The sequence below is a fragment of the Gordonia sp. YY1 genome (genome assembly GCF_009872315.1).
Classification (GTDB): Bacteria; Actinomycetota; Actinomycetes; order Mycobacteriales; family Mycobacteriaceae; genus Gordonia; species Gordonia amicalis.
In genome coordinates, this window is record NZ_WXYI01000004.1 from 33,668 (window position 1) to 60,001 (window position 26,334).

At 66.0% G+C, this 26,334-nt stretch carries 22 protein-coding genes; 17 read left to right on the forward strand and 5 right to left on the reverse strand.

The window, feature by feature from the left end; translation table 11 throughout:
* Window positions 1–120: 120 nt before the first annotated feature.
* Genes BPODLACK_RS07255 through BPODLACK_RS07275 form a run of 5 tightly spaced genes read left to right on the forward strand, consistent with a single transcriptional unit; the run spans window position 121 to window position 9,185 of the window.
* A complete protein-coding gene (locus BPODLACK_RS07255) occupies window positions 121–1,914 on the forward strand; it encodes a thiamine pyrophosphate-requiring protein (RefSeq protein ID WP_159404990.1) in 1,794 nt (597 codons plus the stop codon).
* The gene (locus BPODLACK_RS07260) at window positions 1,911–3,029 is read left to right on the forward strand and encodes an enolase C-terminal domain-like protein (protein ID WP_159404991.1); all 1,119 of its coding nucleotides are present in this window, start codon (window positions 1,911–1,913) and stop codon (window positions 3,027–3,029) included. Before BPODLACK_RS07255 ends, BPODLACK_RS07260 begins: the two co-directional genes overlap by 4 nt.
* A gap of 12 nt (window positions 3,030–3,041) precedes the next feature.
* The gene (locus tag BPODLACK_RS07265) at window positions 3,042–6,029 is read left to right on the forward strand and encodes an FAD-binding and (Fe-S)-binding domain-containing protein (protein ID WP_159404992.1); all 2,988 of its coding nucleotides are present in this window, start codon (window positions 3,042–3,044) and stop codon (window positions 6,027–6,029) included.
* A gap of 6 nt (window positions 6,030–6,035) precedes the next feature.
* A complete protein-coding gene (locus BPODLACK_RS07270; RefSeq protein WP_024499273.1) occupies window positions 6,036–7,622 on the forward strand; it encodes a phytoene desaturase family protein in 1,587 nt (528 codons plus the stop codon).
* A 57-nt stretch (window positions 7,623–7,679) separates the two neighbouring features.
* Entirely contained in the window at window positions 7,680–9,185 is a 1,506-nt protein-coding gene (locus BPODLACK_RS07275) for a protein adenylyltransferase SelO (RefSeq protein ID WP_024499272.1), read from the forward strand.
* 100 nt (window positions 9,186–9,285) lie between these two features.
* Here BPODLACK_RS07275 and BPODLACK_RS23820 read toward each other — a convergent pair whose 3' ends face one another.
* The gene (locus BPODLACK_RS23820; RefSeq protein WP_024499271.1) at window positions 9,286–9,567 is read right to left on the reverse strand and encodes a hypothetical protein; all 282 of its coding nucleotides are present in this window, start codon (window positions 9,565–9,567) and stop codon (window positions 9,286–9,288) included.
* Between the two features lie 154 nt (window positions 9,568–9,721).
* On the opposite strand from BPODLACK_RS23820, the gene BPODLACK_RS07285 reads away from it, so the two are divergent.
* The 4 genes from BPODLACK_RS07285 to BPODLACK_RS07300 all read left to right on the forward strand — a co-directional run bounded on the left by BPODLACK_RS07285 (window position 9,722) and on the right by BPODLACK_RS07300 (window position 13,348).
* Entirely contained in the window at window positions 9,722–10,093 is a 372-nt protein-coding gene (locus BPODLACK_RS07285) for a TraR/DksA family transcriptional regulator (RefSeq protein ID WP_006435605.1), read from the forward strand.
* A 132-nt stretch (window positions 10,094–10,225) separates the two neighbouring features.
* Window positions 10,226–11,269 carry an NAD(P)-dependent alcohol dehydrogenase gene (locus BPODLACK_RS07290; protein ID WP_024499270.1) on the forward strand — a complete coding sequence of 348 codons (1,044 nt, stop codon included), beginning with the start codon at window positions 10,226–10,228 and terminating at the stop codon, window positions 11,267–11,269.
* A 113-nt stretch (window positions 11,270–11,382) separates the two neighbouring features.
* On the forward strand, window positions 11,383–12,120 hold the full coding sequence (locus BPODLACK_RS07295) for a lysophospholipid acyltransferase family protein (protein ID WP_159404993.1): 738 nt from the start codon (window positions 11,383–11,385) through the stop codon (window positions 12,118–12,120).
* A gap of 151 nt (window positions 12,121–12,271) precedes the next feature.
* The gene (locus tag BPODLACK_RS07300; protein WP_159404994.1) at window positions 12,272–13,348 is read left to right on the forward strand and encodes a YihY/virulence factor BrkB family protein; all 1,077 of its coding nucleotides are present in this window, start codon (window positions 12,272–12,274) and stop codon (window positions 13,346–13,348) included.
* Between the two features lie 4 nt (window positions 13,349–13,352).
* On the opposite strand, the gene BPODLACK_RS07305 is transcribed toward BPODLACK_RS07300, so the two are convergent.
* Both BPODLACK_RS07305 and BPODLACK_RS07310 read right to left on the reverse strand, forming a co-directional pair.
* Window positions 13,353–14,138 (reverse strand): thioesterase family protein, encoded by a 786-nt coding sequence (locus BPODLACK_RS07305; protein ID WP_024499267.1) that lies wholly within the window; start codon window positions 14,136–14,138, stop codon window positions 13,353–13,355.
* Between the two features lie 93 nt (window positions 14,139–14,231).
* Window positions 14,232–14,660, reverse strand: a complete 429-nt coding sequence (locus BPODLACK_RS07310) for a DUF1622 domain-containing protein (protein ID WP_024499266.1) — start codon at window positions 14,658–14,660, stop codon at window positions 14,232–14,234.
* Between the two features lie 171 nt (window positions 14,661–14,831).
* On the opposite strand from BPODLACK_RS07310, the gene BPODLACK_RS07315 reads away from it, so the two are divergent.
* The 4 genes from BPODLACK_RS07315 to BPODLACK_RS07330 all read left to right on the forward strand — a co-directional run bounded on the left by BPODLACK_RS07315 (window position 14,832) and on the right by BPODLACK_RS07330 (window position 19,810).
* Window positions 14,832–16,046: a cation:proton antiporter gene (locus tag BPODLACK_RS07315; protein ID WP_024499265.1), complete on the forward strand. Its 1,215-nt coding sequence runs from the start codon at window positions 14,832–14,834 to the stop codon at window positions 16,044–16,046.
* A 256-nt stretch (window positions 16,047–16,302) separates the two neighbouring features.
* Complete coding sequence (locus tag BPODLACK_RS07320; RefSeq protein WP_024499264.1) at window positions 16,303–17,214, forward strand: haloalkane dehalogenase; 912 nt, start codon at window positions 16,303–16,305, stop codon at window positions 17,212–17,214.
* Window positions 17,211–18,431 (forward strand): oxidoreductase, encoded by a 1,221-nt coding sequence (locus BPODLACK_RS07325; RefSeq protein WP_159404995.1) that lies wholly within the window; start codon window positions 17,211–17,213, stop codon window positions 18,429–18,431. The genes BPODLACK_RS07320 and BPODLACK_RS07325 overlap by 4 nt, the downstream gene beginning before the upstream one ends.
* A 56-nt stretch (window positions 18,432–18,487) precedes the next feature.
* Entirely contained in the window at window positions 18,488–19,810 is a 1,323-nt protein-coding gene (locus BPODLACK_RS07330; protein ID WP_024499262.1) for an LLM class flavin-dependent oxidoreductase, read from the forward strand.
* On the opposite strand, the gene BPODLACK_RS07335 is transcribed toward BPODLACK_RS07330, so the two are convergent.
* Together BPODLACK_RS07335 and thiD are read right to left on the reverse strand one after the other, a co-directional pair.
* Window positions 19,769–21,244: a flavin-containing monooxygenase gene (locus BPODLACK_RS07335; protein ID WP_024499261.1), complete on the reverse strand. Its 1,476-nt coding sequence runs from the start codon at window positions 21,242–21,244 to the stop codon at window positions 19,769–19,771. The two genes, BPODLACK_RS07330 and BPODLACK_RS07335, sit on opposite strands and share 42 nt — an antisense overlap.
* A 139-nt stretch (window positions 21,245–21,383) precedes the next feature.
* On the reverse strand, window positions 21,384–22,178 hold the full coding sequence (gene thiD, locus BPODLACK_RS07340; RefSeq protein ID WP_024499260.1) for a bifunctional hydroxymethylpyrimidine kinase/phosphomethylpyrimidine kinase: 795 nt from the start codon (window positions 22,176–22,178) through the stop codon (window positions 21,384–21,386).
* A gap of 163 nt (window positions 22,179–22,341) precedes the next feature.
* Between thiD and BPODLACK_RS07345 the strand changes: the two genes are divergently transcribed.
* The 4 genes from BPODLACK_RS07345 to BPODLACK_RS07360 all read left to right on the forward strand — a co-directional run bounded on the left by BPODLACK_RS07345 (window position 22,342) and on the right by BPODLACK_RS07360 (window position 26,204).
* A complete protein-coding gene (locus tag BPODLACK_RS07345; protein ID WP_024499259.1) occupies window positions 22,342–23,490 on the forward strand; it encodes a zinc-dependent alcohol dehydrogenase in 1,149 nt (382 codons plus the stop codon).
* 10 nt (window positions 23,491–23,500) lie between these two features.
* Window positions 23,501–24,082 carry a hypothetical protein gene (locus BPODLACK_RS07350; protein WP_024499258.1) on the forward strand — a complete coding sequence of 194 codons (582 nt, stop codon included), beginning with the start codon at window positions 23,501–23,503 and terminating at the stop codon, window positions 24,080–24,082.
* Between the two features lie 180 nt (window positions 24,083–24,262).
* On the forward strand, window positions 24,263–25,468 hold the full coding sequence (locus BPODLACK_RS07355; protein WP_024499257.1) for a lipase: 1,206 nt from the start codon (window positions 24,263–24,265) through the stop codon (window positions 25,466–25,468).
* A gap of 82 nt (window positions 25,469–25,550) precedes the next feature.
* Complete coding sequence (locus BPODLACK_RS07360; RefSeq protein ID WP_024499256.1) at window positions 25,551–26,204, forward strand: UdgX family uracil-DNA binding protein; 654 nt, start codon at window positions 25,551–25,553, stop codon at window positions 26,202–26,204.
* Window positions 26,205–26,334 lie beyond the last annotated feature (130 nt).

Below are 26,334 nucleotides of genomic sequence, written 5' to 3' on the forward strand. Positions count from 1 at the left end.
TGATTGATCGAATGCAATGGTTGCTCATGGTTGATTGTTCCGCCTCCGTGGACGACCATGGGCACTGCACATGGACTCGAGGAGAAACCACACTGCACGTGATTTCGAGGAGAAATACCGATGGCAGACAAGAACGTCGCAGACTTCCTGCTCGAACGACTCCGGGAATGGAACGTCGAACACGTCTTCGCCTACGCGGGCGACGGCATCAACGGCATGCTCGCGGCCTGGGGACGAGCTGGAAACCGCCCGCAGTTCGTTCAGTCTCGCCATGAGGAGATGAGTGCGTTCGAAGCGGTCGGCTACGCCAAGTTCACCGACCGTCTCGGTGTGTGTATGGCGACGTCGGGCCCGGGGGCAGTCCATCTGCTCAACGGCCTCTACGACGCCAAACTCGATCACGTCCCCGTGGTCGCGATCGTGGGACAGACCAACCGCTCTGCGATGGGTGGCGCCTATCAGCAGGAGATCGATCTGCTGAGTCTCTACAAGGACGTGGCGAGCGACTACGTACAGATGGTCACCGTTCCCGAGCAGCTGCCCAACGTGCTCGACCGCGCGATACGGGTCGCACTCACCCAGCGGGTACCCACGGCGTTGATCATCCCGGCCGACGTGCAGGAGCTCGAGTACTCGCCACCGACACATGAGTTCAAGATGGTCCCGTCCAGTCTGGGCTTCGATCGACCGAAAGTGGCGCCGGACGACGAGGCGATCGCACGAGCCGCCGCGGTACTCAACGCGGGCGAAAAGGTCGCACTCCTGGTCGGTAACGGTGCACGCGGCGCCGCTGCGGAGGTGGAACAGGTCGCCGATCTCCTCGGCGCCGGTGCCGCGAAAGCGCTTCTGGGCAAGGATGTTCTGTCCGATGAACTACCCTGGGTCACCGGATCGATCGGACTGCTGGGCACGCGACCGAGTTACGAGATGATGCGTGACTGCGACACGCTTCTTACGATCGGCTCGAGTTTCCCCTACACGCAATTCCTGCCCGACCTCGATCAGGCCCGCGGCGTGCAGATCGACGTCGACGGCCGCTTCGTGGGTATGCGTTATCCCAACGAGGTCAACATCGTCGCCGATGCTCGTACAGCTCTCGAAGCGCTCATCCCCCACCTGCAGCGCAAGGAGGACAGGGCCTGGCAGGCGAAGATCGAATCCGATGTCGCCCGGTGGTGGGAGACCATGGAGATGGAGGCCGCTGTACCGGCCGACCCCGTCAACCCGCTGCGGCTGTTCGCCGCATTGTCGCCCCGGATGCCAGACGATGTCATCGTCACCGCGGACTCCGGATCGTCGGCCAACTGGTATGCGCGTCAGCTTCGGTTCCGAGGACGCATGCGGGGTTCGCTGTCAGGCACCCTGGCGACCATGGGGCCCGGTGTCCCATACGCGATCGGCGCCAAGTTCGCCCACCCGGACCGGCCGGTGATCGCATTCGTCGGTGACGGCGCGATGCAGATGAACGGCATGGCGGAGCTGATCACCATCAAACGGTACTGGGAGGACTGGCGCGATCCCCGGTTGATCGTCGCGATTCTGCACAACAACGATCTCAACCAGGTGACGTGGGAGATGCGCGCGATGTCCGGGTCCCCGAAGTTCACCGAGTCCCAGGACCTGCCGGATGTCGACTACGCCGGCTTCGCCTCGTCGCTCGGTCTTCACGCGATCACGGTGAGCGACCCGGACGACGTCGATGGCGCCTGGGACGCGGCGCTGTCCGCACCGCGTCCCACCGTTCTCGATGTCCACACCGATCCGAACATGCCTCCCATCCCACCGCACGCCACGTGGGAGCAGTTCACATCGGCGACCGCTGCGGTGCTCGGCGGCGACGAGGACCGGTGGGGATTCATCAAGGAAGGGATCAGAACCAAGGCTCAGGAATTCTTGCCCCACAGGAACGGATGACACCAGAGCCGGAGCCGTCGATGACCGTCGTCGAACTCGATGCAGCCGCATACACGATTCCCACCGACGCGCCCGAAGCGGACGGGACGCTTTCGTGGGATAGTACGACACTCGTTCTCGTGCAGGCACATACGGACGACGGGGTCGGGGTGGGATGGACTTATGCGCCCGCGGCATGCGTGCCCGTCATCGCGGATCTACTGGCCCCGCTGATCGTCGGGCGATCGGGAGCCGATGTAATCGGTGTCCACGAGAAGATGATTCGTGCGCTGCGCAATGCGGGCCGCCCGGGAATCGCGGGATGTGCACTGTCAGCGGTCGACGTGGCCCTGTGGGACCTGAAAGCACGCCTGCTCTCGCTTCCGCTGCATCGCCTGCTCGGATCGGTGCACGAGCGCGTCCCGATCTACGGCAGCGGAGGCTTCACCACCTACGACCACACCCAACTCGACGAACAGCTCGAACACTGGGTACACGACCAGCGCATCCCACGGGTGAAGATCAAGATCGCCGAGAGCTGGGGCACCGAGCCCGAGCGGGACCTCCGACGCATCCGTCAGGCGCGCGAAGTCGTCGGCGATGCGGCGGAACTGTTCGTCGACGCCAACGGCGGATACACCCGCAAACAGGCGATCCGGATGATGCAGGCCGCCGCCGACGCGGACGTACGCTGGCTGGAGGAGCCGGTGTCCTCCGACGATCTCGACGGACTGCATCAGATCCGCGAGGCGGTCGACGCCGATGTAGCCGCCGGTGAATATGGTTATGCGCCTGCGTATTTCCGGCAGATGTGTGGCGCCGGTGCCGTGGACTGTCTGCAGGCAGACGTCACCCGGTGCGGAGGGATCACCGACTGGCTGCGGGTGGCCGCGATGGCGGCGACCTTCGGTCTCGATCTCTCCGCCCATTGCGCTCCGCACCTGCACGTCCACGTCGCCACCGCAGTTCCCAACCTGCGTCACCTCGAGTGGTTTCACGATCATGTCCGGATCGAGACGGCGTTCTTCGACGGCACGCTCGACCCGACCGGTGGCTACCTGACGCCGAGTGACGACGCCCCTGGACATGGCCTGACACCCAAGTTCGCAGACCTCGAACCTTTTCGGGTCCGGTGAGAACGCCGGACGATGTCACATAGTGAGGACAAACCCGTGACCGAGAACCACGCTTCCGGAGCGACTCCGCGAACTCCGCTCTTGTTCGACGATCTGGCCGACGCCCTCCGGGATCGGGTCGATGGCGAGGTCAGGTTCGACGCCGGGTCCCGCGCCGCATACTCCACGGATGCGTCCAACTATCGGCAGGTGCCGATCGGGGTGGTCGTGCCCAGAACGCCCGAGGCCGCCGCCGACGCGGTGACCGTGTGCCGGGACTTCGACGTGCCCGTGCTCTCCCGCGGTGGCGGAACGAGTCTCGCCGGTCAGTGCTGCAACACCGCCGTCGTGCTCGACTGGAGCAAGTACTGCACGCGCATCCATGCCGTCAACGAGGAGAAAGGCACTGTCACAGTCGAACCCGGTATCGCTCTGGATGTGCTCAACAATGCCCTCGAGAAGACCGGGTGGATGTTCGGCCCGAAACCGTCCACTCATGTCAGCTGCGCGATCGGCGGAATGATCGGTAACAACTCGTGCGGCTCGACTGCCCAGGCATACGGCAAGACCGTCGATTCCGTTCTCGGCCTCGACGTGCTCACCTATGACGGCACGCGGATGTGGGTCCAGGCCACCCCCGACACGGACTACGAGAGGATCGTCCGGGTCGGAGACCGAAAGTCTCAGATCTATCGGGGCCTCCGGCGGCTACGCGATGACCACGCCGACCAGATCCGCGAACGCTACCCGGACATCCCCCGTCGTGTCTCCGGCTACAACCTCGATTCGTTGCTGCCCGAGAAGAACTTCGACGTCGCCCAGCTGCTCGTCGGCAGTGAGAGCACCCTGGTCACCGTGCTCGGTGCAGAACTGAAGCTGGTTCGACGCCCGGCGGCTTCTGCGCTCGTGCTCCTCGGCTTCGACGACATCACCACGGCCGCCGATGCGGTCCCGCTCGTCGTCTCCCATGGACCGGCCGCGTTGGAAGGCATCGACCACCGCCTCGCCCAACTCGAACACAGCCGGCGACTCGCCGAGGACGCCCTTCGACAACTGCCAGAAGGCAACGCCTGGTTGATGGTCCAGATGAACGGTGACGACCGCGCCGATGCCGACGCCAAGGCGAAGGATCTGATCGAAGACGTGTGTCCACGCACCGGTGCGCACGGCGCGATCTTCGATGATGCGACACACAAGAAGCAGATCTGGGCTGCACGCGAGGCCGGCTTGGGTGCCACCGCCTACCCGCCCGGTGAACCGGAGACCCACGAAGGCTGGGAGGACGCTGCCGTACCGCCGGACCGGCTCGGAGACTACCTGCGCGACTTCCGCGGTCTGCTCGACCGGTATGGATTCGGAAGCGCCTCGCTGTACGGGCATTTCGGCCAGGGGTGCGTGCACACCCGGATTCCCTTCGATCTGCGCTCGACGGACGGTATCGCAAAGTACCGCGCGTTCGCGGAAGAGAGTGCGCACCTCGTCGTCGACTACGGCGGATCATTGTCCGGTGAACACGGCGACGGCCAGTCTCGGGGTGAACTTCTCCCCCTGATGTTCGGCGCAGACCTGATCCGTGCGTTCGAGGAACTCAAGGCACTGTTCGACCCCGGAAACAGGATGAACCCGGGCAAGATCGTTCACCCCAACCGTTTGGACGAGAATCTGCGACAGGGCGCCGACTACCGACCTGCTGAAACGATCACGCACTTCTCCTACCCCGACGACAGTCACCGCTTCGCGCACGCCGCTGCTCGCTGCGTCGGAGTCGGCAAATGCCGCGGGCACGAGTCCGGGGTCATGTGTCCGAGCTATCGTGCCACCGGAGAAGAGGAACATTCCACGCGTGGGCGCGCGCGACTACTGTTCGAGATGCTCGAAGGAGACGTGATCACCGACGGGTGGAGATCGTCGGAAGTCAAAGACGCACTTGACTTGTGCCTGGCCTGCAAGGGGTGCCGGAGCGACTGTCCCGTCGATGTCGACATGGCCACGTACAAGGCCGAGTTCCTCTCCCATTTCTATGCACGTCGTCCACGACCTCGGACGCATTATTCGATGGGATGGATCCCGGTGTGGGCGCGTATGGCAAGCGCCGCGCCCCGGTTCGTCAACTCCGTTGCGCACGCCCCGGTCCTGTCGCGACTACTGAAATCCGCCGGGGGGATCGACCCGCAACGCGCATTGCCGCGGTTCGCCGACCAGCGCTTCAGCGCTTGGTTCGCACTCCGTGATGGCCCCACAGGGGGCGCAACGCGAGGACGCGTCGTGCTCTGGCCCGACACCTTCACCGAGAACTTCGATCCGCAGATCGGTCGGGACGCCGTCGCCGTCCTCGAAGACGCCGGCTTCGAAGTGCACCTCCCCGACCGGTTCGCATGTTGTGGACTCACGTGGATCTCCACGGGGCAGTTGCCGACCGCCAAGCGGGTCTTGCGCCGGACACTGGACATCCTCGGACCGGCACTGCGTTCCGGTACGCCGATCGTGGTACTCGAGCCGAGTTGTGCCGCGGTGTTCCGCGCTGATCTGCCACAACTGTTGTACGGCGACGAGGACGCACACCGTTGCGCCGAGCAAACGGTGACACTCGGTGAACGCCTACGAGGCAGAGCTCCTGATTGGGCCCCTCCCGATCTTCATGCCTCGGCGCTGCTGCAGCCGCACTGTCACCAACACGCGGTGTTGAAGTACACCGCCGACTGCGCTGCACTCGAGACCGCGGGCGTGGACACCGAGGTGTTGGACGCCGGATGTTGTGGCCTGGCAGGCAATTTCGGGTTCGAGCAGGGGCACTACGACGTCTCCGTCGCCTGTGCCGAGGACAAACTTCTCCCGGCGATCCGCGACGCCGGCGCGGAAACCCTGGTGGTGGCGGACGGATTCAGCTGCCGAACCCAGATCCGAGACCTCGAGCCGGATGTCTCGCCGTGGCACACCGCCCAAGTCCTGGCCGCCGCTCTCGCCCGTGGCGCTCGATCGGGAACATCGGCGAGTTCGTCTTCCGCGGCGCACAGGAGTTGAGGAGGAATGCGAACAGTCGACGCGGTGGTGATCGGAGCCGGACACAACGGGCTCGTCGCCGCCAATCTTCTGGCCGATGCGGGTTGGAGTGTGCTCGTCCTCGAGGCCACCGCGGAACCGGGCGGTGCGGTGCGAACCGCCGAACTCACCGCGCCCGGGTTCCCGACCGACCTCTGTAGTGCCTTCTACCCCATGGCAATTGCATCACCGGTCGTCGAGGGCCTGGGCCTGTCGGGCTACGGACTACGTTGGCGACATGCACCGGATGTGCTGGCGCACATACTGCCCGACGACGAGGCGGTGCTGCTCTCTCGAGATGTCGAACGTACAGCTGCCTCCGTAGGACGATTCGCCGCCATCGATGCACAGAACTGGCGCGATGAAGTCGTTCTGTGGAAACGAATCGGGCGGCAGTTGCTCGACTCACTGCTCCATCCCTTTCCACCGGTCCGCGGTGCCACGTCGTTGATGTGCGCGGTCGACACGGCCGAGGCGGTGCGGCTGATCCGGCGATTCCTGTTGCCCGTCCGGAGATTCGGGGAGGAGACGTTCAGTGGGGATGGAGCTCGATTGCTGCTCGCCGGAAATGCGGTTCACAGCGTCCTCGGACCCGACGTCACGGGGAGTGCCCTGTATGGGTGGTTGCTCACGATGCTGGGACAAACCGTGGGCTATCCCGTGGCGGAGGGCGGTGCCGGCCGGATCACCGACGCACTGGTCGCGCGGTTGGCCGACCGCGGAGGAGTCGTGGAGTGCAACCGACCGGTCACCGGCGTCATCCTGCGGGAGCGTCGCGCGGTCGGGGTGCGTGATGCCGAGGGCGAACAGGTGCGGGCAACGCGTGCTGTGCTCGCCGATGTGCCGGCGCCGACGCTGTATCGCCGTCTGATCGGCGAGGAACATCTCCCGTCACGCATGGCGGACGATCTGAAGCGGTTCCAGTGGGACGACGGAACCGTGAAGGTCGACTGGGCGCTGTCGGGTCCCGTCCCGTGGTCGAACTCGGCCGCCTCCGGCGCGGGAACCGTCCACCTGGGCTGCGACATCAATGGAATGGCCACGTACTACACGCAGTTGCGCAACGGAGTCCTTCCGGACGATCCATTCATCCTGTTGGGACAGATGAGTACTGCCGATCCGGCACGTTCTCCCCGGGGAACCGAGAACGTGTGGGCTTACACGCACGTCCCCAGAGACCTCCGATGGACGGCCGAACGTGCTCAGCGCTTCGCCGACCGGATCGAAACCGTGATCGCGCGCCATGCTCCGGGGTTCACCTCCCGCGTCGTCGGGCGCGCCGTTCAGACTCCCGTCGACCTGGAACAGCACGATCCGAGTCTGGTGGGCGGCGCGATCAATCAGGGCACCACCGCGATCCATCAACAGCTGATCTTCCGGCCCACGCCGGGACTGGGACGGGCCGACACACCCATCGACCGGCTGTTTCTCGCCGGCTCGTCGGCCCATCCCGGCGGAGCTGTTCATGGGGCCCCGGGAGCCAACGCCGCGCGTGCCGCCCTCGCGCGAAACGGAATGTTCGGTGGGCTCTACCGCATGACGACGAAGTCGCTGCTGAACGTGATCACACGCTGAGGTCGTCCCGGACGCCGACGTGACCAGGCGATACGACGAAGTGGTTACGCTCGAAGAGTGGCTGCCACCGACTCCCCTGCACGCACATCCGACGCGATCACCGGCTTCGAGAGCACTTTCGCCGACGAACTGACGCCTCTCACCGTCGAATGGCGAGGCGCCGACGTCCCCGATCCGCGCCTCCTCGTCGTCAACGACCGGCTCGCGGCCTCGTTGGGTCTCGACGTCGATTCCCTGCGTACAGAAGACGGGATAGCGATCCTCTCCGGCGCGGCCTCGCCCGCCGACGTCAAGCCGGTGGCGACGGCGTACAGCGGTCATCAGTTCGGTGGATATGCACCGCTGCTGGGAGACGGACGCGCCCTCCTGCTCGGCGAGCTCGTGGACGTCGAGGGCCGTCGCGTCGACCTGCAGTTGAAAGGCTCGGGGCCGACGCCGTTCTCGCGCGGCGGGGACGGTTTCGCGGTGGTCGGGCCGATGCTTCGCGAGTACCTGGTCAGCGAAGCGATGCATGCACTCGGCGTACCCACCACGCGATCGCTGGCGGTGGTGGCAACGGGCCGCGGGATTCATCGCAACGGCGTCGAGCCCGGAGCGGTACTCGCCCGGGTCGCGGCGAGCCACCTGCGCGTGGGGACCTTCGAGTTCGCAGCGCGGAACGGGAGTGTTCTGCAGCCGCTCGCCGATTATGCAGTCGCGCGCCACTATCCCGACCTCGCCGAATTGCCCACAACCGGCGGCGGGAACCGCTACACGAAGTTGCTGGAGGGTGTGGTCGAGCGGCAGGCCGCGCTCGTCGCCCAGTGGATGCTGGTCGGGTTCGTGCACGGTGTGATGAACACCGACAACACCACCATCTCCGGGGAGACCATCGACTACGGCCCGTGCGCGTTCATCGACGCCTTCGATCCCGCGGCCGTGTTCAGTTCGATCGACCACGGTGGACGCTACGCCTTCGGGAACCAGCCCGCCGTCCTGAAGTGGAACCTCGCACGTTTCGCTGAAACGCTCCTCACGCTGATCAGTCCGACGCCGGACGATGCGATCGCCGTCGCGACGGCAACGCTGTCGACCTTTGACGCGCACTACGAGCGCCATCTCTACGACGGTTTGTCGGCAAAGCTGGGCCTGGCCGACACCTTCGTCGAGCACGAGGTGATCGACGACCTCCTGACGCTGCTGGCAGCCCATCGGGCCGACTGGACAGGTGCCTTCCGGGCGCTTGCGGAGGAACTCCGTGGACGAAGCACCCCGCTCGACATCCTTCTTCCGCGAGAAGCCTCGACGCCGTGGCTCGCGCGCTGGCGCGAAGCCCTGGCCCGACACGGTCGCGACGAGGCGGCCACCGCTGATGCGATGGACCGCGTGAACCCGCTCTACATCCCGCGCAATCATCTGGTCGACGAGGCGTTGCAGGCCGCGAACGACGGTGACCTCGCGTTGTTCGCGGAACTGCTCGACGTCGTGACCAACCCGTTCGAGCGCCGCGTCGAATGGGTGAAGTACACGTCGCCCGCCCCCGAGGAGTTCAACTCGTCGTTCCAGACGTTCTGCGGGACCTGAGCGTCCAGGAGTGTTCCGGGGAACACTCCGACGGGCCGAAACGGGCTCACGTGTCTGCCGGTTGCGCGACCATGGACGTCATGTGGACGCTCACGAGGGATCAGACCAGCGTCGGCGACTCGCCGGCGACGCGGAATTCGACGGCGGTGGCCCGCTCCATCGGGACGGTGTCGAGCATTGCGGTGGCGAACTCGGCGGGCACTGTCGCCAGCGCTGCTGTCGCCAATTCGGCAGGTACGGCCTCCAGCGTAGGCGTCAGCTCCTCGGCCGGGACCGTCGCGAGTGCGATCGTCGCGGGTTCGGCGGTGACGGCCGCCAGTGCGGTCGTCGCCGGAAGTATGGGTACAGCACTCAGTTTCGGGATCGCCGGAAGCCTCGGCATCGTGGCGAGCCTGCTGTGCCGCGGTTGCGTCGGGTGTGTCGGTTGTATCCGGTGCACCGATTGCATCGGTTGTGTGGGATGCATCAATTGCTCCGGTCTGCGCGGTGCGGTCGGTCTACGTGACGTGCATGCGTGATGCCTGGGGTCGGTCACGGTGAACAGACCCGACCCGACCGAATCGGAGACATCGCTGATCATCGAACGCGCCCGAACGACGGCGCTCATCGAATCGATGTCCGCGCGGTTGGCCGCCGTCATCGAGGCGACGGCGGACGCTGCCTCCGACGACGAGCACGATCCCGAAGGGACGACGCTCGCCGTCGAGCGAGGCCAGCTGGTGGCCCAGCTCGAGCGGTCACGGGTTCGTCTGGACGAGATCGACGCTGCGCTCGAACGTGTCGGTCGCGGATCGTATGGACGCTGTGAGACCTGCGGCACGGTGATCGACCCCGAGCGGCTCGAGGTTCTTCCCGCGGCCCGGCAGTGTGTCCGTTGCGCGGCGCGGAATCCGTCCCGCAGATGGTGAACCCGACGATGGTGAACCCGACGACGCCAGGTCGAGAAGTTCATGTTGAGTTCGCCGGAAGATACATGCCGTTGCGTCTGGCCGAGTAGACCGGAGGTCGGGTCACTCTCTCCCGGATCGAAAGGTATGCGCATGAAGGCCATTCAGATCGTCAAACCAGGTCAGCCCCCGCAATTGCGGGAAGTGGACAAGCCGGTGCCGGGTCCGGGCCAGGTGTTGCTGAAGGTGACGGCCGCCGGCGCGTGCCATTCGGACGACTTCGTGCTCAATCTGCCCGAAGAAGGTTTCGCCTATCCCCTGCCCATGACGCTCGGTCACGAGGGCGCGGGCGTGGTGGCCGAAGTCGGCAGCGGCGTCACGGGTGTCTCCGAAGGCACATCGGTCGCGGTCTACGGGCCCTGGGGCTGCGGCGTCTGCCACTTCTGCTCGCGGGGTCTGGAGAACTACTGCAGCCGGGCGGGCGAACTCGGTATCGCACCACCGGGGCTCGGCAACCCTGGTGCGATGGCCGAGTACCTGCTCGTCGACAACCGGCGGCACCTGGTTCCCCTCGGCGATCTGGACCCGGTGGCCGCGGTACCGCTCACCGACGCCGGACTCACGCCGTATCACGCGATCAAACCGAGCCTTCCGAAGCTGGTGGGCGGCACGACTGCGGTGGTCATCGGCGCCGGCGGCCTCGGACACGTCGGCATCCAACTGCTTCGTCACCTGACCCCCTCACGGGTGATCGTGCTCGACGTGAACGACGAGAAGCTGGCCTTCGCGCGAGAGGTCGGCGCCCACGAGGTGGTGCTCAGTGACGCCGACGCCGTCGCCAATGTCCGCAAGATCACCGGCGGCGAGGGTGCGACCGCCGTCTTCGACTTCGTCGGTCTGCAGCCCACGATCGACATCGCGATGGGCGTCGTCGGCACCATGGGCGACGTGGTGATCGTCGGTATCGGCGACGGTGTCGCGGCGGCGAAGGTCGGCTTCTTCACCCAGCCCTATGAGGTGTCGGTGCGCGCACCGTACTGGGGTGCGCGCGATGAGCTGATCGAGGTGCTCGATCTGGCGCGGGACGGTGTTCTCGAGGTGGCGGTCGAGAAGTTCTCACTCGACGACGGCCTCGAGGCCTACCGGCGGTTGGCGGCGAATGAGCTCCGCGGGCGGGCCGTCGTGGTGCCGGACTGATCACCATCCGGACGCCTCATGGACGTGTCACCTGCGGTTTCTCGTGCTCGAGACCGCGGGTGACTTTCGTCGTTCGTTAGGCGAAGCCGCTAACCTACGGTACCGTAACTTACGTGGATGTAGAGCTCGCCCAGTCTGAAGCCGTATACGCGCACTACCTGGATCACCAGCAGGACCGCGTACGAGCGAGGCTGATGTACGGGGTGCTCGCCGCCAGGATTCGGCCCGTGGTGCGCTTCACGTCCCGCGATCGTCTGGTTCGTGCGGTCCGGAGCGGCAAGCCGTTACTGATCGCCGCCAACCATGTCTCCGAGCGCGATCCGCTGGTGCTGGCGGCCGCGGGGTTCCGCTCCCCCATTCGACTCCGGATCGGCCACCTGCGCGTGTTGGCGAAAGACGAACTCTTCGAGGATCCGGAGCAGCGACGAAAGATCGACACCCTGGGCGGTATCCCGGTGTTCCGTCCGAAGGACCATGGCGTCCGGGCGGCAGCTGAGGCCGGTCGGCAGATGTTCGGCGTCTGCGTCGAGCGAATGGTCCGCGGTGACAGCATCGCGGTCTTCCCGGAGGGGACCTGCAACGAGGGCGACGTCACCCGTCTGCAGAAACTCGGCACCGGCATCGGTCACATCGCCTATCGGGCGCTGAAGGCCGGGGTCGACGTCTCGCTGGTGTCCGCCGGGATCGCCTACCCGGACCACGGCGACCGTGTACGTCCACGCGTGACCTTTGGGGAACCCGTTGTCCTGGCGGGCTTCAAGGACGAAACGCCGGCTGCACTGACCAGGATCATCCAGGGGGATCTGCAGGGCGTCGTCGACGAGGTGAGTCGGGTCGCTGCCCGGGCCTGAGGTCAGTCCGTCGTGGGCGGCAGATCTTCCCACGACTGGTTACGGTCTCGTGAGGTCGCTTCGGCCGGCTGAGCGCGCCGACCACCTCGCCAATCCTCGCTGGTCGCGGCATGAAGGGTTTGGTCCGCGAACCCCGCGGCTACACCGGGGTATGAGCAAGGATGAGCAGACCAAGGAACCGGACCGGGACGTCGATGTCCGCGACGACCCGGAGCGTGCCGATCCCGACGATCCTCGCAAACCGGAGTCGCCCACCGACCTGACGAAACCGTCACTGATGTTCGTCCTGCGCAAGACGGCTCGCGAGTTCTCCCGCGATCAGTGCACCGACCTCGCCGCCGCACTCACCTACTACTCGGTGCTGTCGTTGTTCCCCGCGCTCCTCGCCATGGTGTCTCTGCTCGGTGTCTTCGGGCAGGGCGAGAAGACCGTCGACGCGGTGCTGACGATGGTCGAAGACCTCGGGCCCTCGGACGCGGTGGACACCCTCCGCGCGCCCGTCGAGCAACTGGTGGCCGCACCGAGTGCCGGTCTCGCGCTCGTGCTCGGTCTCGCCGGCGCCCTGTGGTCGGCGTCGGGGTACGTCGGTGCGTTCGGACGGGCGATGAACCGCATGTACGAGGTCGACGAAGGCCGGCCGATCTGGAAACTGCGGCCCGCCATGCTGTTGGTGACGCTCCTGGCCCTCGTCCTGGCTGCGGCGGTGGCGCTGATGCTTGCCGTCAGCGGGCCGATCGCGCGGTCCATCGGTGACGCCATCGGTTTCGGCAGCACCGCGCTCACGGTGTGGAACATCGTCCGCTGGCCGGTGGTGTTGTTGTTCGTCGTGGTGATCGTCGCGGTCTTGTATTGGGCCACACCGAATGTGAAGCAACCGAAGTTCCGCTGGATCAGCGCGGGCGCGGTCCTCGCGATCGTCACCTGGATCGTGGCGTCGGCGGCGTTCGCTCTCTACGTGTCGAACTTCGGCAGCTACAACAAGACCTACGGAGCACTGGCGGGCGTCATCGTGTTCCTGCTGTGGTTGTGGCTGACGAATCTGGCCCTGCTGTTCGGCGCCGAGTTCGACGCCGAACTCGAGCGGGGTCGACAGCTCCAGGCGGGCATGGCAGCCGAAGAGCGCCTGCAACTTCCGCCCCGCGACACCACTGTCTCGGACAAGAACGAGAAGATCCACCAGGAGTACATCGAGAAGGGGCGCGAATTGCGGAACTCCCGCGGTGGCTGACGGGTCAGGCGAACACCGCGACCGTCTGTGAGGCCTGGATGATCGGCCGGGATGCGCTGTCCCAGAGCGTCATCGACTGGTGCGAGTAGCCGTCACGGGTGAACGTGCTCGACGATTCGAGTAACAACCACTCCGTTGGCTTGGGCACCTCGTCGGTGCAGATGTGCAATGTCCAGCTCATGGTGCTGATGGGTGCCCAGTCGGTGAACACCGCGGTTGTCGCGGGCGGCAGCGCGTCAGCCAGGGCGACGAGCGCGGTCGCCGGATCGACCCCCTCGGCGCCACGGTGGCGGACCCAGGCGAGGAATCGCGGCGGCCCGTCGTTGGACATGGGGCCGGCGCCGCCCGCCTTGCGGATGTCGAAGTTGTCCACGAACGCCGGCCGGAGCGAGGACGCCTCCGAGAATGCCTGACAGTCGTCCGGGCCCGGAACCTCGGGTATCACGACGAAATCGTGGGCGATCGCGCTGGGCCGCGGGGCGGCGAAGATCAGCGACGCGTGGGCGGCCACCTGTCCCCCGCTGACGGTCTCCACCGCGACACTCGTGGCCGAGCGGCCCTCGCGAAGACGACGGGCGGTGATCGTCGCGGCGTCGACAACCGGAGCGCTGAGCAGGAACTGGGCCGACTTTAGCGGCGGGAGCGGGCCCCCCTCGGTCAGCTGCGCTGCGTGCACGGACAGTGCGGCCGTCAAGCCTCCGTAGGCGGTACGACCCTGCGTCCATTCGACGGGCACGACGAAGTCGCAGGTCGGATCGAAACGGGAAACGAGTTCGGCGAGTGTGGGCACGGGGAAGCTCCCTGACGCAATTATGACGATCGGTATACCCGGCGAACGCTACGCTATGACGGTTTGCATAGGCAACCGCACTCCACCGGTCGGCTACTCCTCGGCCTGCGAACGGGCAGACCTGGCCGCGGCAGCATCGCGCGCCATCGCCTCGCGCATGAGTTGCCCCCCGTTGGTGAGCACCGCACGCCGCCACGGCAGCGTGCCCTCGATCTCGATCTGGATGGACATCGACAACACCGTCCGGATGACCACGATGATGCCGAGGATCACGGCGTCCTCGATGGACGGCTTCGAGGTGATCGTCCGGATGAGATCCGCGGCGACCAGGATCTCGAGACCGAGGAGGATCGCGGACCCCAGTGTGGTTCGTAGCACCGAGAAGGCCTCGCCGCCGCCCTCCTTGCGGGAGAGCGATCGTGCGCCGAGGACGATGGCGATCACAAACCCCACGATCATCGCCAACGCGCCGAGCGCCTCGAAGGCGACGGCGACGGCGGTGAAGACGTCCTCGAAATCCATGTGCGCCAGACTATCCACGTCCGGGGGTTTCCAGAGCATTTCACGGCCTGTCGTGCGTCACGTCTCGATCGTGTGGTTCGGTGCGCACTTGTCACTGACCGACCCGCGCGAGCGTGATGGCCGAGAGCGGTCGGGATACGATTCGTCGGTGTTGGTACGAGGGCGATGTCGATGACCTCCGCTTTGATCGCCATTCTGGTGATCGTCGGATGGTCGTTTGTGGCGGGCGGGTTGTCCCGGGTCAGGATCTCGGGTGCGTTGCTGATGGTGATCACCGGCATGGTCATCGGACTGACCACCAGCAACCCGATCGGCTATGCACTCGACACCGACGATGCCGAACCGGCGGTCGAGCTGATCCTGGCGTTGCTGTTGTTCGTCGACGCGATCGAGGTCCGGGGCGGCTACTTCGCCGGCGAACGCCGAACGTCGTTCCGCCTGTTGCTGATTGCTATGCCACTGTCGATCGCGGCGGCCACGCTCCTCGGCCTCGCACTGCTTCCGACCATGTCGGTGGGTGTGGCACTGGCCATCGCCTGTGTCGTTATCCCGATGGACCTGACGCCCGTCTCATCGCTGGTACGCGACCAGCGAATCCCCTCCAGGGTGCGTCACCTGTTGAACATCGAAAGCGGCTACAACGACGGGATCATCGCGCCGGTCTTCATCTTCGCGCTCACGCTCGCCGGCGACCACAAACACGCCTCCTCGCCTGCCGACGCCCTGGAACAGGCAGTGCCCTCGGCCCTGTGGGCCGCGCTGGCGGGCAGTGTCATCGGATTCGTCGCGGCTCGACTGACGAACATCTCGGCGCGTCGCGGGCTCGCCACGGAACAGTCGATCAGGATCAGTCTCGTCCTCATCCCGATACTCGCCTACGGATGTTCGGTGCAGCTCGGCGGCAACGGCTTCGTGGCGGCGTTCATCTGCGGTATCGCCTACAAGGCAGCCCGCGCGGACGGGCCCGGTGACGAGCAGCTGCGCCTGGCCGACGACGTCAGTGGCCTCGCCGCACTCACGATGTGGTTTGTGTTCGGTTGCGCAGCCGTCCTGGTCTTCGAGCTCGGATTCGTCTGGCAGCTGGTCGTTCTGGGGATCGCTGCGCTGACGGTCCTGCGGATCGTTCCCGTGTACCTGGCGCTCCTGCGGACCGACCTCGGTCGTCGCGATCGATTACTGGTCGGCGTTCTCGGCCCGCGTGGCACCGCGTCGATCGTGTTCGGTCAACTCGCATTCAACGAATTCGACGGTCTGGTCGCCGACCAGACCCTCTACGCGATGACGGTCACGGTCCTGGCGAGTGTCCTACTCCACGGCTTCGGCGCGGCTCTCATCGCTCATCGTCTCGGCCGGCGGAACCCGGCTCCGGAGTTGAAGTCCGACTGATTCTTTGACTTGCACGGCGGGTCGATCGCCCGGAGCGGCCGGTCGCTTGCCGGACCGTGACCGTTTCCCCGGGAGCATCACCGCTGCTCGCATACGGTCTGGGCGTCCGGACGGACGCAGCGTGGTCCTCTGTGCGGCGGATGTATGGGTCGCATGTCCAGAGTTCTGCTGTCTCACAGCAGCCTTCGTGGATGTGAGAAATGCGTAGAGTTTCTGGCCTATTGGAAATCCATCCAGTTCGTCCAGAGGAATACCGATGACACTGACCTCCCACGCCATCCCGCGCGACGCCTTCGGTCCCGACGCCCGCAGCGTCGACACCGAGGTGCTCGACTCCCACATCCACCACATCGAGCACGGCGATGGGAACCCCATCGTCTTCCTGCACGGCAGCCCCACCAGCTCATACCTCTGGCGTCACGTGTTCACACGTCTCACCGGACGCGGGCGACTGATCGTTCCGGATCTCATCGGATTCGGGGACTCCGGACGTCCTGACATCGCCTACGAACTCGACGACCACATCCGGTACCTCGACGCCTGGTTCGATGCCCTCGATCTGCGCGATGTGACCCTCGTCGTGCAGGACTACGGCGCCGCCTTCGGAGTCTCCTGGGCTGCACGACATTCCGGCCGCGTCAAGGCCGTCCTCCTGGCCGAGCCGGTCATCCGTGACATCGCGTCAGCGGACCTGCCCGAACCGTTCGTCCAGGCGCAGCAGCTGATCCGGACGCCCGGCGACGGTGAGAAGTTCGTCGTCGAGGACAACCTGTTCCTGACCCAGGTGCTACCCGGTGCCTTCCTCACCCCGCCGGCACAGGAGGACCTCGACGTCTACCTGGCGCCGTTCCCGACCCCCGAGTCGCGCGGCCACCTCATCAAGTTCCCGCGCAACCTGCCCATCGACGGCACCCCCGCCTCGAGCGTCGACTTCCTGGAGCGCAGCGTCGACTGGCTGAAGACCAGCAATGACGTTCCGAAGCTGCTGCTGACCTTCGAGCCGGGCTTCCTGCTGACCCCGGAGATCCTGTCCTGGGCCGCCGAGAACATCGCCGCGCTCGAGGTTCGCGCCGCGGGTGCTGGTGTCCACTTCGTCCAGGAGGAACAGCCCCAGGCCATCGCCGACGGCGTCGTCGACCTGCTCGCGCGTGTCGAGGGAGCGAAATGACCGTCACCGACGCCACGACGACGGCCGACGCGGTACGCCCCGGATCCGCCGAACTCGACGCACTTCTCGAGCGCATCGCCGCAGGCAGCTTCGAGCGCGAACGCACCGACACCGCCCCTTATGAGCAGGTTGCGTGGCTGAAAGAGGCGAGGATCGGTGCGTATCGGCTGCCGGTCGCCGACGGCGGCGGCGGTGCGACCGTCCGCGAGTTGTTCGACCTCGTCATCCGGCTGAGCAAGGCCGACTTCAATCTGGGCCACCTGCTGCGTGCCCATTTCGGGACGGTCGAGGACATCCTGCTGTGGCCGGAGTCGCCCCGGCGCCGTCTGTGGTTGGAGCGGGTCGCGGCCGGTGAACTGATCGGCAACGGCAACAACGAACTCGGCAACAAGCACGCCGGTGATTTCGCCAAGTCGACGACGTTCACGCCCGACGGTGACGGCTACCGACTGGACGGCGTGAAGTACTACTCCACCGGAACCCTGTACGCCGAACACACTTTCGTCACGGGTGTGACCTCCGAGGGCGTCCCGGTCCAGGCGTTGCTGTCGCTGAGCCGTGCGGGCATCACCGTCGAGGACGACTGGGACGGATTTGGTCAGGCCCTCACCGGAACGGGCACAACCCGTTTCCAGGGCGTTCGCGTCGAAGCCGACGAGGTCGCTCTCCCGCCGGAGGACCTCAGCACGATCCCGCGCTGGCATCTCGGACCGTTCTATCAGCATTACCTGAACGCCGTCGTCGCCGGCAACGCTCTCGCCGTCGCCGACGACGCCGTTGAACTCATCCGTGGTCGACGACGCAGCTTCACCCATGGCTCGGCCGACCTACCGCGAGAGGATCCGGTGCTGCTCGAGGTGGTCGGCGAGATCCACTCCCTCGCCTACGCCACGGAGTCGCTGGTGCTCGACGCCGCCGACGTCCTGGGCCGGATTCCCGCAACGGTGGTCGACGGCGTGACCGATGACGGCGTCGTGCACGAGGCCGCCCTGCGCGCGTCTCAGGTACAGGTTGTCGTCGACGATCTGGCGCTGCGGGCGGCCGCCCTGCTGTTCGACGTCGGTGGGGCGTCGGCGGTGAAGCGGTCGGCGAACCTCGACCGGCATTGGCGCAACATCCGGACCGTGGCGTCGCACAATCCGACTCGGTTCAAGAATCGTGCCATCGGCGAGCTCGTCGTCAACGACGTCACCCTCCCCGACAACACGTACTTCTGATCGCAACCGCCAACACTCACCGCAGCACCCACACGACAAGGAACACCGCGTCAGCCATGGCCGATCGTCGCCAGATGAACCTCAATCTCTTCATCCTCTCGTCGGGACATCATGAGGCGGCCTGGCGCCATCCGGCCTCGACGCCCGAGCGGATGTTCGAGCCCGACTTCTACCTGGGTCTGGCCCGGGCAGCGGAGGCGGCGACACTCGACGCGGTGTTCCTTGCCGACATACCGAAACTCGACGCCAACATCGAGTTCAACGCGGCCGGCCGCCTCGACCCGCTGCTGACGCTGGCGACCGTCGCCGGCGGGACCGAACGCATCGGTCTCATCGCGACGGCCTCCACCACCTACTCCTACCCGTGGCAGCTCGCCCGAGCCCTCTCGACACTCGACCATCTGTCTCGCGGCCGTGCCGCGTGGAACATCGTCACCACCGACTCCCCCGACGCCGCACGGAATTTCGGGTTGAACGGGAATCCGGACGCCGCGCTGCGGTATGAACGCGCGGAAGCCTTCGTCGAGGCGGTCGAAGCGCTGTGGGACTCATGGGACGACGATGCGGTCGTGCTCGACCGAGCGGCCGGATGGTACGTGGACCCGAGCCGCATCCATCATCCGAACATCGCCGGCCCCCATCTGAAAGTCGCCGGCGCGCTCACCACGCCGCGTCCGCCGCAAGGACACCCCGTCCTGGTACAGGCGGGTTCGTCCGACCATGGCCGCGTGTTCGCGGCGCGACATGCCGAGGCGATCTTCACTGCTCAGCAACGCATCGAGGATGCGCAGGCCTTTTACCGGGACGTCAAGAGCAGAGCCTTCGATCTCGGCCGAAACCCCGACCACATCAAGATCCTGCCGGGACTCAGCCCGTTCATCGGTGGCACCGAGGAGGAGGCTCGCCGACTCGAGCGGGAGTTCAACGAACTGACGATTCCCGCTTTCGGTCTCATGCAGCTCAAGGACTTCGCCTACGTCGACCTCGACGATCTGGACCTCGACGCGCCCGTACCGATCGAGGCGTTCGGCGACGCGGGCGACGTCACGAACAACAAGAAGTCGCGAACGCAGGTGTACGCCGACATCGTCCGTCGCGAGAAGCCGACACTTCGGCAGTTGCTGCACAAGCTCGCCGGTGCCCGCGGTCACCGCGTCGTCGCCGGTACCCCCGAGCAAGTCGCGGACACGATGACGGACTGGTTCCACAACCGCGCGGCCGACGGCTTCAACGTCATGCCGCCATTTCTCCCCGGTGGGTTCGACGTGTTCGCCGAGACCGTGGTACCGATCCTGCGCCGCCGTGGCCTGTTCCGAGAGGGCTACGAAGGCATGACGCTACGCGAGCACCTCGGTCTGCCGCGCCCGGGCAAACCGTAGGTTCTCGTCGGCGACATCGCCTTTGAACAGACGACGGTCGGTGTAATAGCTCATCGACATCACCCACGGTGCGCGTGGTCCCTGTTTCGGCAGGGTGTCGAGAGCACGCTGGACGTAGCCGGCGCCGAAGTCGAGCAGCGGACGAGTGGGCATGTCCGGGTCGGCGACCGCCCACACCGCGTCGTGGCCGTGAGAGTCCATGTAGCCGAGCAGCTTACAGAAGTACTGGCAGAGCAACCCGATCTTCAGTGTCCAGGACGCATTGGTGTAGCCGATCGCCAGCGCGAAGTTCGGCACCCCGGACAGCATGATCCCGCGGTACACGACGGTGTCCGGCAGTGAGACGGACTCTCCGTCGACGGTGAGCTCGATACCGCCGATGATCTTGATGTTGAGACCTGTTGCGGTGACGATGATGTCGGCCTCGAGTTCGGCACCGCTCTCCAGGAGGATGCCGGTTTCGGTGAAGGATGCGATCCGATCGGTGACGATCGAGGCCTTGCCCGCCCGGATGGTGCGGAAGAGATCGGCATCGGGCACCACGCACAGCCGCTGATCCCACGGGTCGTAGGGCGGATTGAAGTGCACGTCGACCGGAAAGTCGTCCGGCAGCTGAGACTCGTTGATCTTCCGGATCATCCGCCGGGCGACCTGCGGGAACCGCTGGCACAGTTCGAACAGGATTCGCTGCTGCGCGACGTTCTTCTGCCGGGTCAGTGCGTATCCGCGCTCGTCGCCGAAGATCCGCTTCAGAGCGTTGGCGAGGGCGTCCTCCCGGGGCAGCGGGATGACATAGGTGGGCGTGCGCTGCAGCATCGTCACATGCGAGGTTTCGTCGGCCATCGCGGGGAGTAGCGTCACGGCCGTCGCGCCGCTTCCGATCACCACCACTCGCTTGCCTGCGTAGTCGAGATCCTCCGGCCAGTGTTGCGGATGCACGATCTGACCGCGGAACCGATCCTGTCCGGCGAAGTCGGGACTGAACCCCTCGTCGTAGTCGTAGTAGCCGGAACCGCAGAAGATCCACCGCGCGCTGATCTGCGTCCGTTCACTGGTATCGGCCCGTTCGATGTCGACCAGCCACCGTGCTTCGTCCGAGGACCAGGCGGCGGACACGACCTTGTGGTGGTACCGGATGTGGCCGGCCAGGTCGTTGTCCTCGATCGTCTCGTGCAGGTAGTCGAGAATCCGCGGGGCGTCGGCGATCGCCTGCTTGTCTGTCCACGGCTTGAACTCGTAGCCGAACGTGTGCAGGTCCGAGTCCGAGCGAATGCCGGGATAACGGAAGAGGTCCCAGGTTCCGCCGGCGGCCCCGCGGGCTTCGACGATGGTGAACGTCTTCGACGGCTGCTCGGACCGCAGATAGTGGGCGGCGCCGATCCCCGAGATCCCGGCTCCGATGATGAGGACGTCGACGCGGTCTACTGCGGTCACTGTTCACTCCTGGCTGTCCGACGCGGTGCTGTCTCCAGGATGCCAGCTCCGACAAGCCCACCACTTTTTGGCAAACCCAGCACCTATCAGGGTGGAGATTCTGCCGAAAAATGGTGGGTTCACGCCACGGCGCGGAGTGCTACTGCTGCCCGTGCCAGACGGCGTCGAACGGTGCGGTCGAGCCGAGGCGGCCGACGATCCCCGCATGGGTGTACTCCTTGGCCGCGCGCACCGCGTCGAGCACATCGGCGCCCTTGGTCAGCTCGGCGGTCGTCGCTGCGGCGAACACACATCCCGCACCGGAGACCCGCTCGTCGCCCACCTTGGGTGCGCGCAGGATGGTGATGTCCGTACCGTCGAAGACGACGTCGACGGCCTCGTCACCGGCGAGTCCGACCCCGCCCTTGACGATCACGTACTTCGGTCCGAGATCGGCGATACGACGAGCCGCTTCGGCGAGGTCGTCGACGCTGGTGAGCTCGTCCATGCCGGCGAGTGTTGCCGCCTCGAACAGATTGGGGGTCACGACGGTGGCCAGCGGCAGGATCTCCGCGCGTAGGGCATTGTCGGTGTCGAGCGCCGCACCGGGTTCCTGGCCCTTGCAGATCAGGACGGGGTCGACGACCACGTGCCGCCACGACCGCGATGCCAGTGCCTCGGCGACCGTCGAGATGGTCGCGGGCGTGCCCAGCATGCCGATCTTGACGACGTCCGGTTCGTGCGCGACGGTGGCGGCCTCCATCTGATCGGCGATCACGCCGGGCTCGATCGGGACGAAACGGTGACCCCAGCCGGCCTTGGGGTCGAAGGACACGATGCAGGTGATGGTTCCGACGCCGTAGGTGCCGAGCTGGGCGAAAGTGCGCAGGTCGGCCTGGATTCCCGCACCACCCGTCGCCTCTGAACCGGCGATCACATACGACACCACAGACATTGCTCGATCCTTTCGGGGTTCTGGATGAACCGGGTCTTTTCTACACCCCCGACCGGATCCACCTGCACAGGAGTCGGCCGTGGCGACGTCTCGGCCGTGAGGTTTGCCCGAAAAGCGGCCGGGTATCCGACGCCGCATGACAGCGTCGACGAGCACCGACACGATGCGTGCCATGGTCTATCGGGGGCCGTACAAGGTTCGTGTCGAGCAGAAGCCCATTCCCCGCATCGAACATCCCAACGACGCGATCGTCCGGGTCACCCACGCCGCCATCTGCGGCTCCGATCTGCACCTCTATCACGGCATGATGCCCGACACCCGACCCGGCATGACGTTCGGTCATGAGTTCATCGGTGTTGTCGAGTCCGTCGGCGGGTCGGTACAGAACCTGAAGGTCGGCGACCGCGTGATGGTGCCGTTCAACATCTACTGCGGCACCTGCTTCTTCTGCGCTCGAGGCCTCTATTCCAACTGCCACAACGTGAATCCCAACGCGACCGCGGTCGGTGGGATCTACGGGTACTCGCACACCTGCGGCGGATACGACGGCGGGCAGGCCGAGTTCGTCCGGGTTCCCTTCGCCGACGTCGGTCCCAGCGTGATCCCGGACTGGATGGACCCCGAAGACGCACTACTCCTCACAGATGCGCTGTCCACGGGATACTTCGGCGCGCAGCTCGCCGACATCCGACAGGGCGAGACGGTCATCGTGTTCGGTGCGGGTCCGGTCGGGTTGTACGCGGCGCGGTCGGCGTGGTTCATGGGTGCCGGGCGGGTCATCGTCGTCGACCACCTGCAGTACCGTCTCGACAAGGCCGAGACCTTCGCATATGCGGAGACCTACAACTTCGCCCACTACGACGACATCATCGTCCATCTGAAGAACATCACCGACAACATCGGTGCGGACCGCGTGATCGACGCGGTGGGGGCCGAGGCAGACGGCAACTTCCTGCAACACGTCACCGCCGCCAAGCTCAAGCTCCAGGGCGGTTCACCGGTGGCCCTGAACTGGGCCATCGACTCCGTTCGCAAGGGCGGCACGGTATCGGTGATGGGCGCGTACGGCCCGATCTTCAGCGCCGTGAAGTTCGGCGATGCGTTGAACAAGGGCCTGACGATCAACATGAACCAGTGCCCGGTCAAGCGCCAGTGGCCGCGCCTGTTCGAACACATCCGCAACGGCTACTTCAAGCCGAATGACATAGTCACACACCGCATTCCGCTCGAGCACATCGCCGACGGCTATCACATCTTCTCGTCGAAGCTGGACGGATGCATCAAGCCCATCATCGTCGCCGACGCCGGCTGAGGAGAAGCGCATGCCTGCCTACCCAGCGAACCGACCCAACGATCCGGACACCACCGACCTCGTCGACCGCATCCCGGGTTGGGGCGTCGATGCCGATCCGGCCTCCCGGCCCGCGGTCCCGGAGGAACTGCCGGTCGGGCCCGCTCCCGGTGTGCACTGGGACGTACCGGAGGATCAGCCTCACCGTGAGGCGAGGGAACGATCTAACGAACATGCCTTCCTGACACCGGTTTTCGGTACGTCGACCCCGCCCAGCGGTCTGTCGGGAGTGATCCGGCGATCCGCTTATCGGTTCAGCGAGGGTCGTGCGGCGCACTGGCTGATCCTGATCGGGGCCGATCGTGTCGGCGCGGTCGAGGCGCGACTCCGCTCGGTCGCGGCCGGCCGGCCCGACAATCCGATTACCGAGACCGGCATCCGGACGGAGGTCAGCCAACACGGCTGGAGTTCGCGGGTGGGGCGTGAACGCGTCGACAACAACCATGCCTGGCTCGATCCGATCCTGGTCGGCGGGCCGTGGGTCGCCGCCGCGGCAGCGGCCGGACTGGTGTCGCGCGCGATCCTGCGGGGCGAGCGGTCACGGAGTCGCTGAGCAGGCCCTCGGGCACCGGAGCGACACGGATTTCCCCAAACCCCGGACACGAGGCGCCGAGACCGGACTAATGGACTCATGTCCATCGGGGGTCGACCACGCAGTTTCTCGCGCACTCACATCCGCGTCCTGACGCGCGATCACAGGCGTTTCCCGACGCGACGTCGACGCTTGCGCTCCGTGCTGACAGCGTGCACGGCGGCCTCCGCGTTGGCATTCGGCGGTGCCGGCCAGGTGGCCGCCGACCCCTACCCCGGCTTCTACGACCCGCCACCGGCCTTCGACACCCGCCCCGGATCGCTGATCCGGTCGGCGCCGTCGTACGCGGCGATCATCCCGTTCACCGGCGCGAACATCGACGCCCGGACCACCACGGTGATGTACGCGAGTACCGGCGCGCGGAACCGTCCGACTGCCGTGACCGGCAGTGTCCTCGTCCCCCGATCGCCCTGGACCGGACGCGGCGAGCGTCCGGTCGTGGTGGTGGGGTCCGGGACCATCGGTGCCGGCGATCAATGCGCGCCCTCGCGACTGTTGCGATACGGGCAGGCGTACGAGGAGCTCGCGATCGGGGCGCTCCTCGCGAACGGTTACGCGGTGGCGCTGACCGACTACGAGGGACTCGGCACGCCCGGTGATCACCCCTACCTCAACCGCAGGTCGCTGGGGACGTCGATGCTGGACATGGCGCGTGTGGCACGCAACCCGAAGTTCGGGGTGAGCGCCCAGGCCCCGGTCGCGTTGTGGGGCTACTCAGAGGGAGGCTTCGCGGCCGGCTCCGCCGCCGAACTCGCCGGGTCGTACGCTCCCGAACTCCCGATCTTCGGCGCCTTCGCCGGTGCCCCGGCACCGGATCTGGCAGATCTGGCACGACTCGGGGACGGGAGCCTTCTCGGGGGTGGTGTCGGCTGGGTGGTCAACGGCTTCATGGCCGCCTACCCCGAACGACGTGCGGAGTTCCTCTCCGTGTTCAACCCCCTCGGCCGGAACGTTCTGCGACAGGTCAACTCGTACTGTGTGTTCGATGTGCTCCGGATGAATCCGTTCGTGCCCACGACCTTCTACACCAGGGATGGCCGTCCCATCGCCGCCCATCTGCGCAAGGAGCCGTGGCGGACGGTGGTGAACGACCAGCGTCTGGGCCGTGTCGCGCCGCGGATGCCGATCCTGGTGAGTCAGAACCGTGGCGACGACGTGGTCGATGCGCGCGGTACCGATCGGATGGTGCGGTCCTGGCGTGCACAGGGTGCGGACGTCACCGTCGAGACGATGCATCTCCCGCTGGTGCTGCCGGGGACCTTCCTCGGACACGGGATCGGATTGACCTCCGAGCTCGCGGCCCTGTCCTGGCTGAACGGCAAGGCGGCCGCCCTGCCCGCGCGGTGACCGAGGTGTGATGACCGAGGTGTGATGTCCTACGCCTCCGGGTATGTCCACTTCCGTTCGCACAGCCGCCGGAAGGAACGTCATGGCATTCCCTGGGGCAGAACGGTTCCTGCCGGACTCGCACGATCTCGACGACCTGGTCGAGGCCGCCCGCACGTGCCGCGGCTGCGACCTCTACAAGGCGGCTGATCAGACCGTCTTCGGAGCCGGATCTCCGGGTTCGACGATCATGTTCGTCGGCGAACAACCCGGGGATCAGGAGGATCGGGCGGGCAAACCGTTCGTCGGTCCGGCGGGACGGGTGTTCGATCGTGCCTTGGACGCCGCCGAGATCGATCGCGAACTCACCTACGTCACCAATGCGGTGAAGCATTTCAAGTTCACTCGCGCGGCCGGCCAGAAACGTCGAATCCACGACAAGCCGTCGCGTACCGAAGTGGTGGCGTGCCGACCGTGGTTGCTGGCCGAACTCGACGCCGTCGCACCCCGAATCGTGGTATGCCTCGGCGCGACCGCCGCCCAGGCGTTGCTCGGGAGCACGTTCCGGCTGACCCGGCACCGGGGCGAACGATTCGATCTGGCCGCCGACGGTGATGTCGGACCCGACTACGCCGTGGACGTGCTGGCGACCGTCCACCCGTCGTCGATCCTGCGCGGACCGTCGGACAAACGTGACCGGGCCTTCGACGAGTTCGTCGCCGACCTACGGGTGGTGCGGGAACTGCTGCAACCCTGATCTTCCATCCCCGGCCGAGCGGTGACGATCGAGCGAAGCGGCGTACCTACTGCGAAACATTCTCCAGCACTGTGTAACTCGGGTCCTCGTCACGAAATCCATGAAGCCTGTCCCTGGTAGGTTGCGCCGA

Excerpts from the sequence above, each read along its gene's own strand:
- BPODLACK_RS07255 (WP_159404990.1), top strand. The coding sequence starts at position 121 with ATGGCAGACAAGAACGTCGCAGACTTCCTGCTCGAACGACTCCGGGAA.
- BPODLACK_RS07260 (WP_159404991.1), top strand. The coding sequence starts at position 1,911 with ATGACACCAGAGCCGGAGCCGTCGATGACCGTCGTCGAACTCGATGCA.
- BPODLACK_RS07265 (WP_159404992.1), top strand. The coding sequence starts at position 3,042 with ATGTCACATAGTGAGGACAAACCCGTGACCGAGAACCACGCTTCCGGA.
- BPODLACK_RS07270 (WP_024499273.1), top strand. The coding sequence starts at position 6,036 with ATGCGAACAGTCGACGCGGTGGTGATCGGAGCCGGACACAACGGGCTC.
- BPODLACK_RS23820 (WP_024499271.1), bottom strand. The coding sequence starts at position 9,567 with ATGCCGAGGCTTCCGGCGATCCCGAAACTGAGTGCTGTACCCATACTT.
- BPODLACK_RS07290 (WP_024499270.1), top strand. The coding sequence starts at position 10,226 with ATGAAGGCCATTCAGATCGTCAAACCAGGTCAGCCCCCGCAATTGCGG.
- BPODLACK_RS07300 (WP_159404994.1), top strand. The coding sequence starts at position 12,272 with ATGAGCAAGGATGAGCAGACCAAGGAACCGGACCGGGACGTCGATGTC.
- BPODLACK_RS07310 (WP_024499266.1), bottom strand. The coding sequence starts at position 14,660 with ATGGATTTCGAGGACGTCTTCACCGCCGTCGCCGTCGCCTTCGAGGCG.
- BPODLACK_RS07315 (WP_024499265.1), top strand. The coding sequence starts at position 14,832 with ATGACCTCCGCTTTGATCGCCATTCTGGTGATCGTCGGATGGTCGTTT.
- BPODLACK_RS07320 (WP_024499264.1), top strand. The coding sequence starts at position 16,303 with ATGACACTGACCTCCCACGCCATCCCGCGCGACGCCTTCGGTCCCGAC.
- BPODLACK_RS07325 (WP_159404995.1), top strand. The coding sequence starts at position 17,211 with ATGACCGTCACCGACGCCACGACGACGGCCGACGCGGTACGCCCCGGA.
- BPODLACK_RS07330 (WP_024499262.1), top strand. The coding sequence starts at position 18,488 with ATGGCCGATCGTCGCCAGATGAACCTCAATCTCTTCATCCTCTCGTCG.
- thiD (WP_024499260.1), bottom strand. The coding sequence starts at position 22,178 with ATGTCTGTGGTGTCGTATGTGATCGCCGGTTCAGAGGCGACGGGTGGT.
- BPODLACK_RS07345 (WP_024499259.1), top strand. The coding sequence starts at position 22,342 with ATGCGTGCCATGGTCTATCGGGGGCCGTACAAGGTTCGTGTCGAGCAG.
- BPODLACK_RS07350 (WP_024499258.1), top strand. The coding sequence starts at position 23,501 with ATGCCTGCCTACCCAGCGAACCGACCCAACGATCCGGACACCACCGAC.
- BPODLACK_RS07360 (WP_024499256.1), top strand. The coding sequence starts at position 25,551 with ATGGCATTCCCTGGGGCAGAACGGTTCCTGCCGGACTCGCACGATCTC.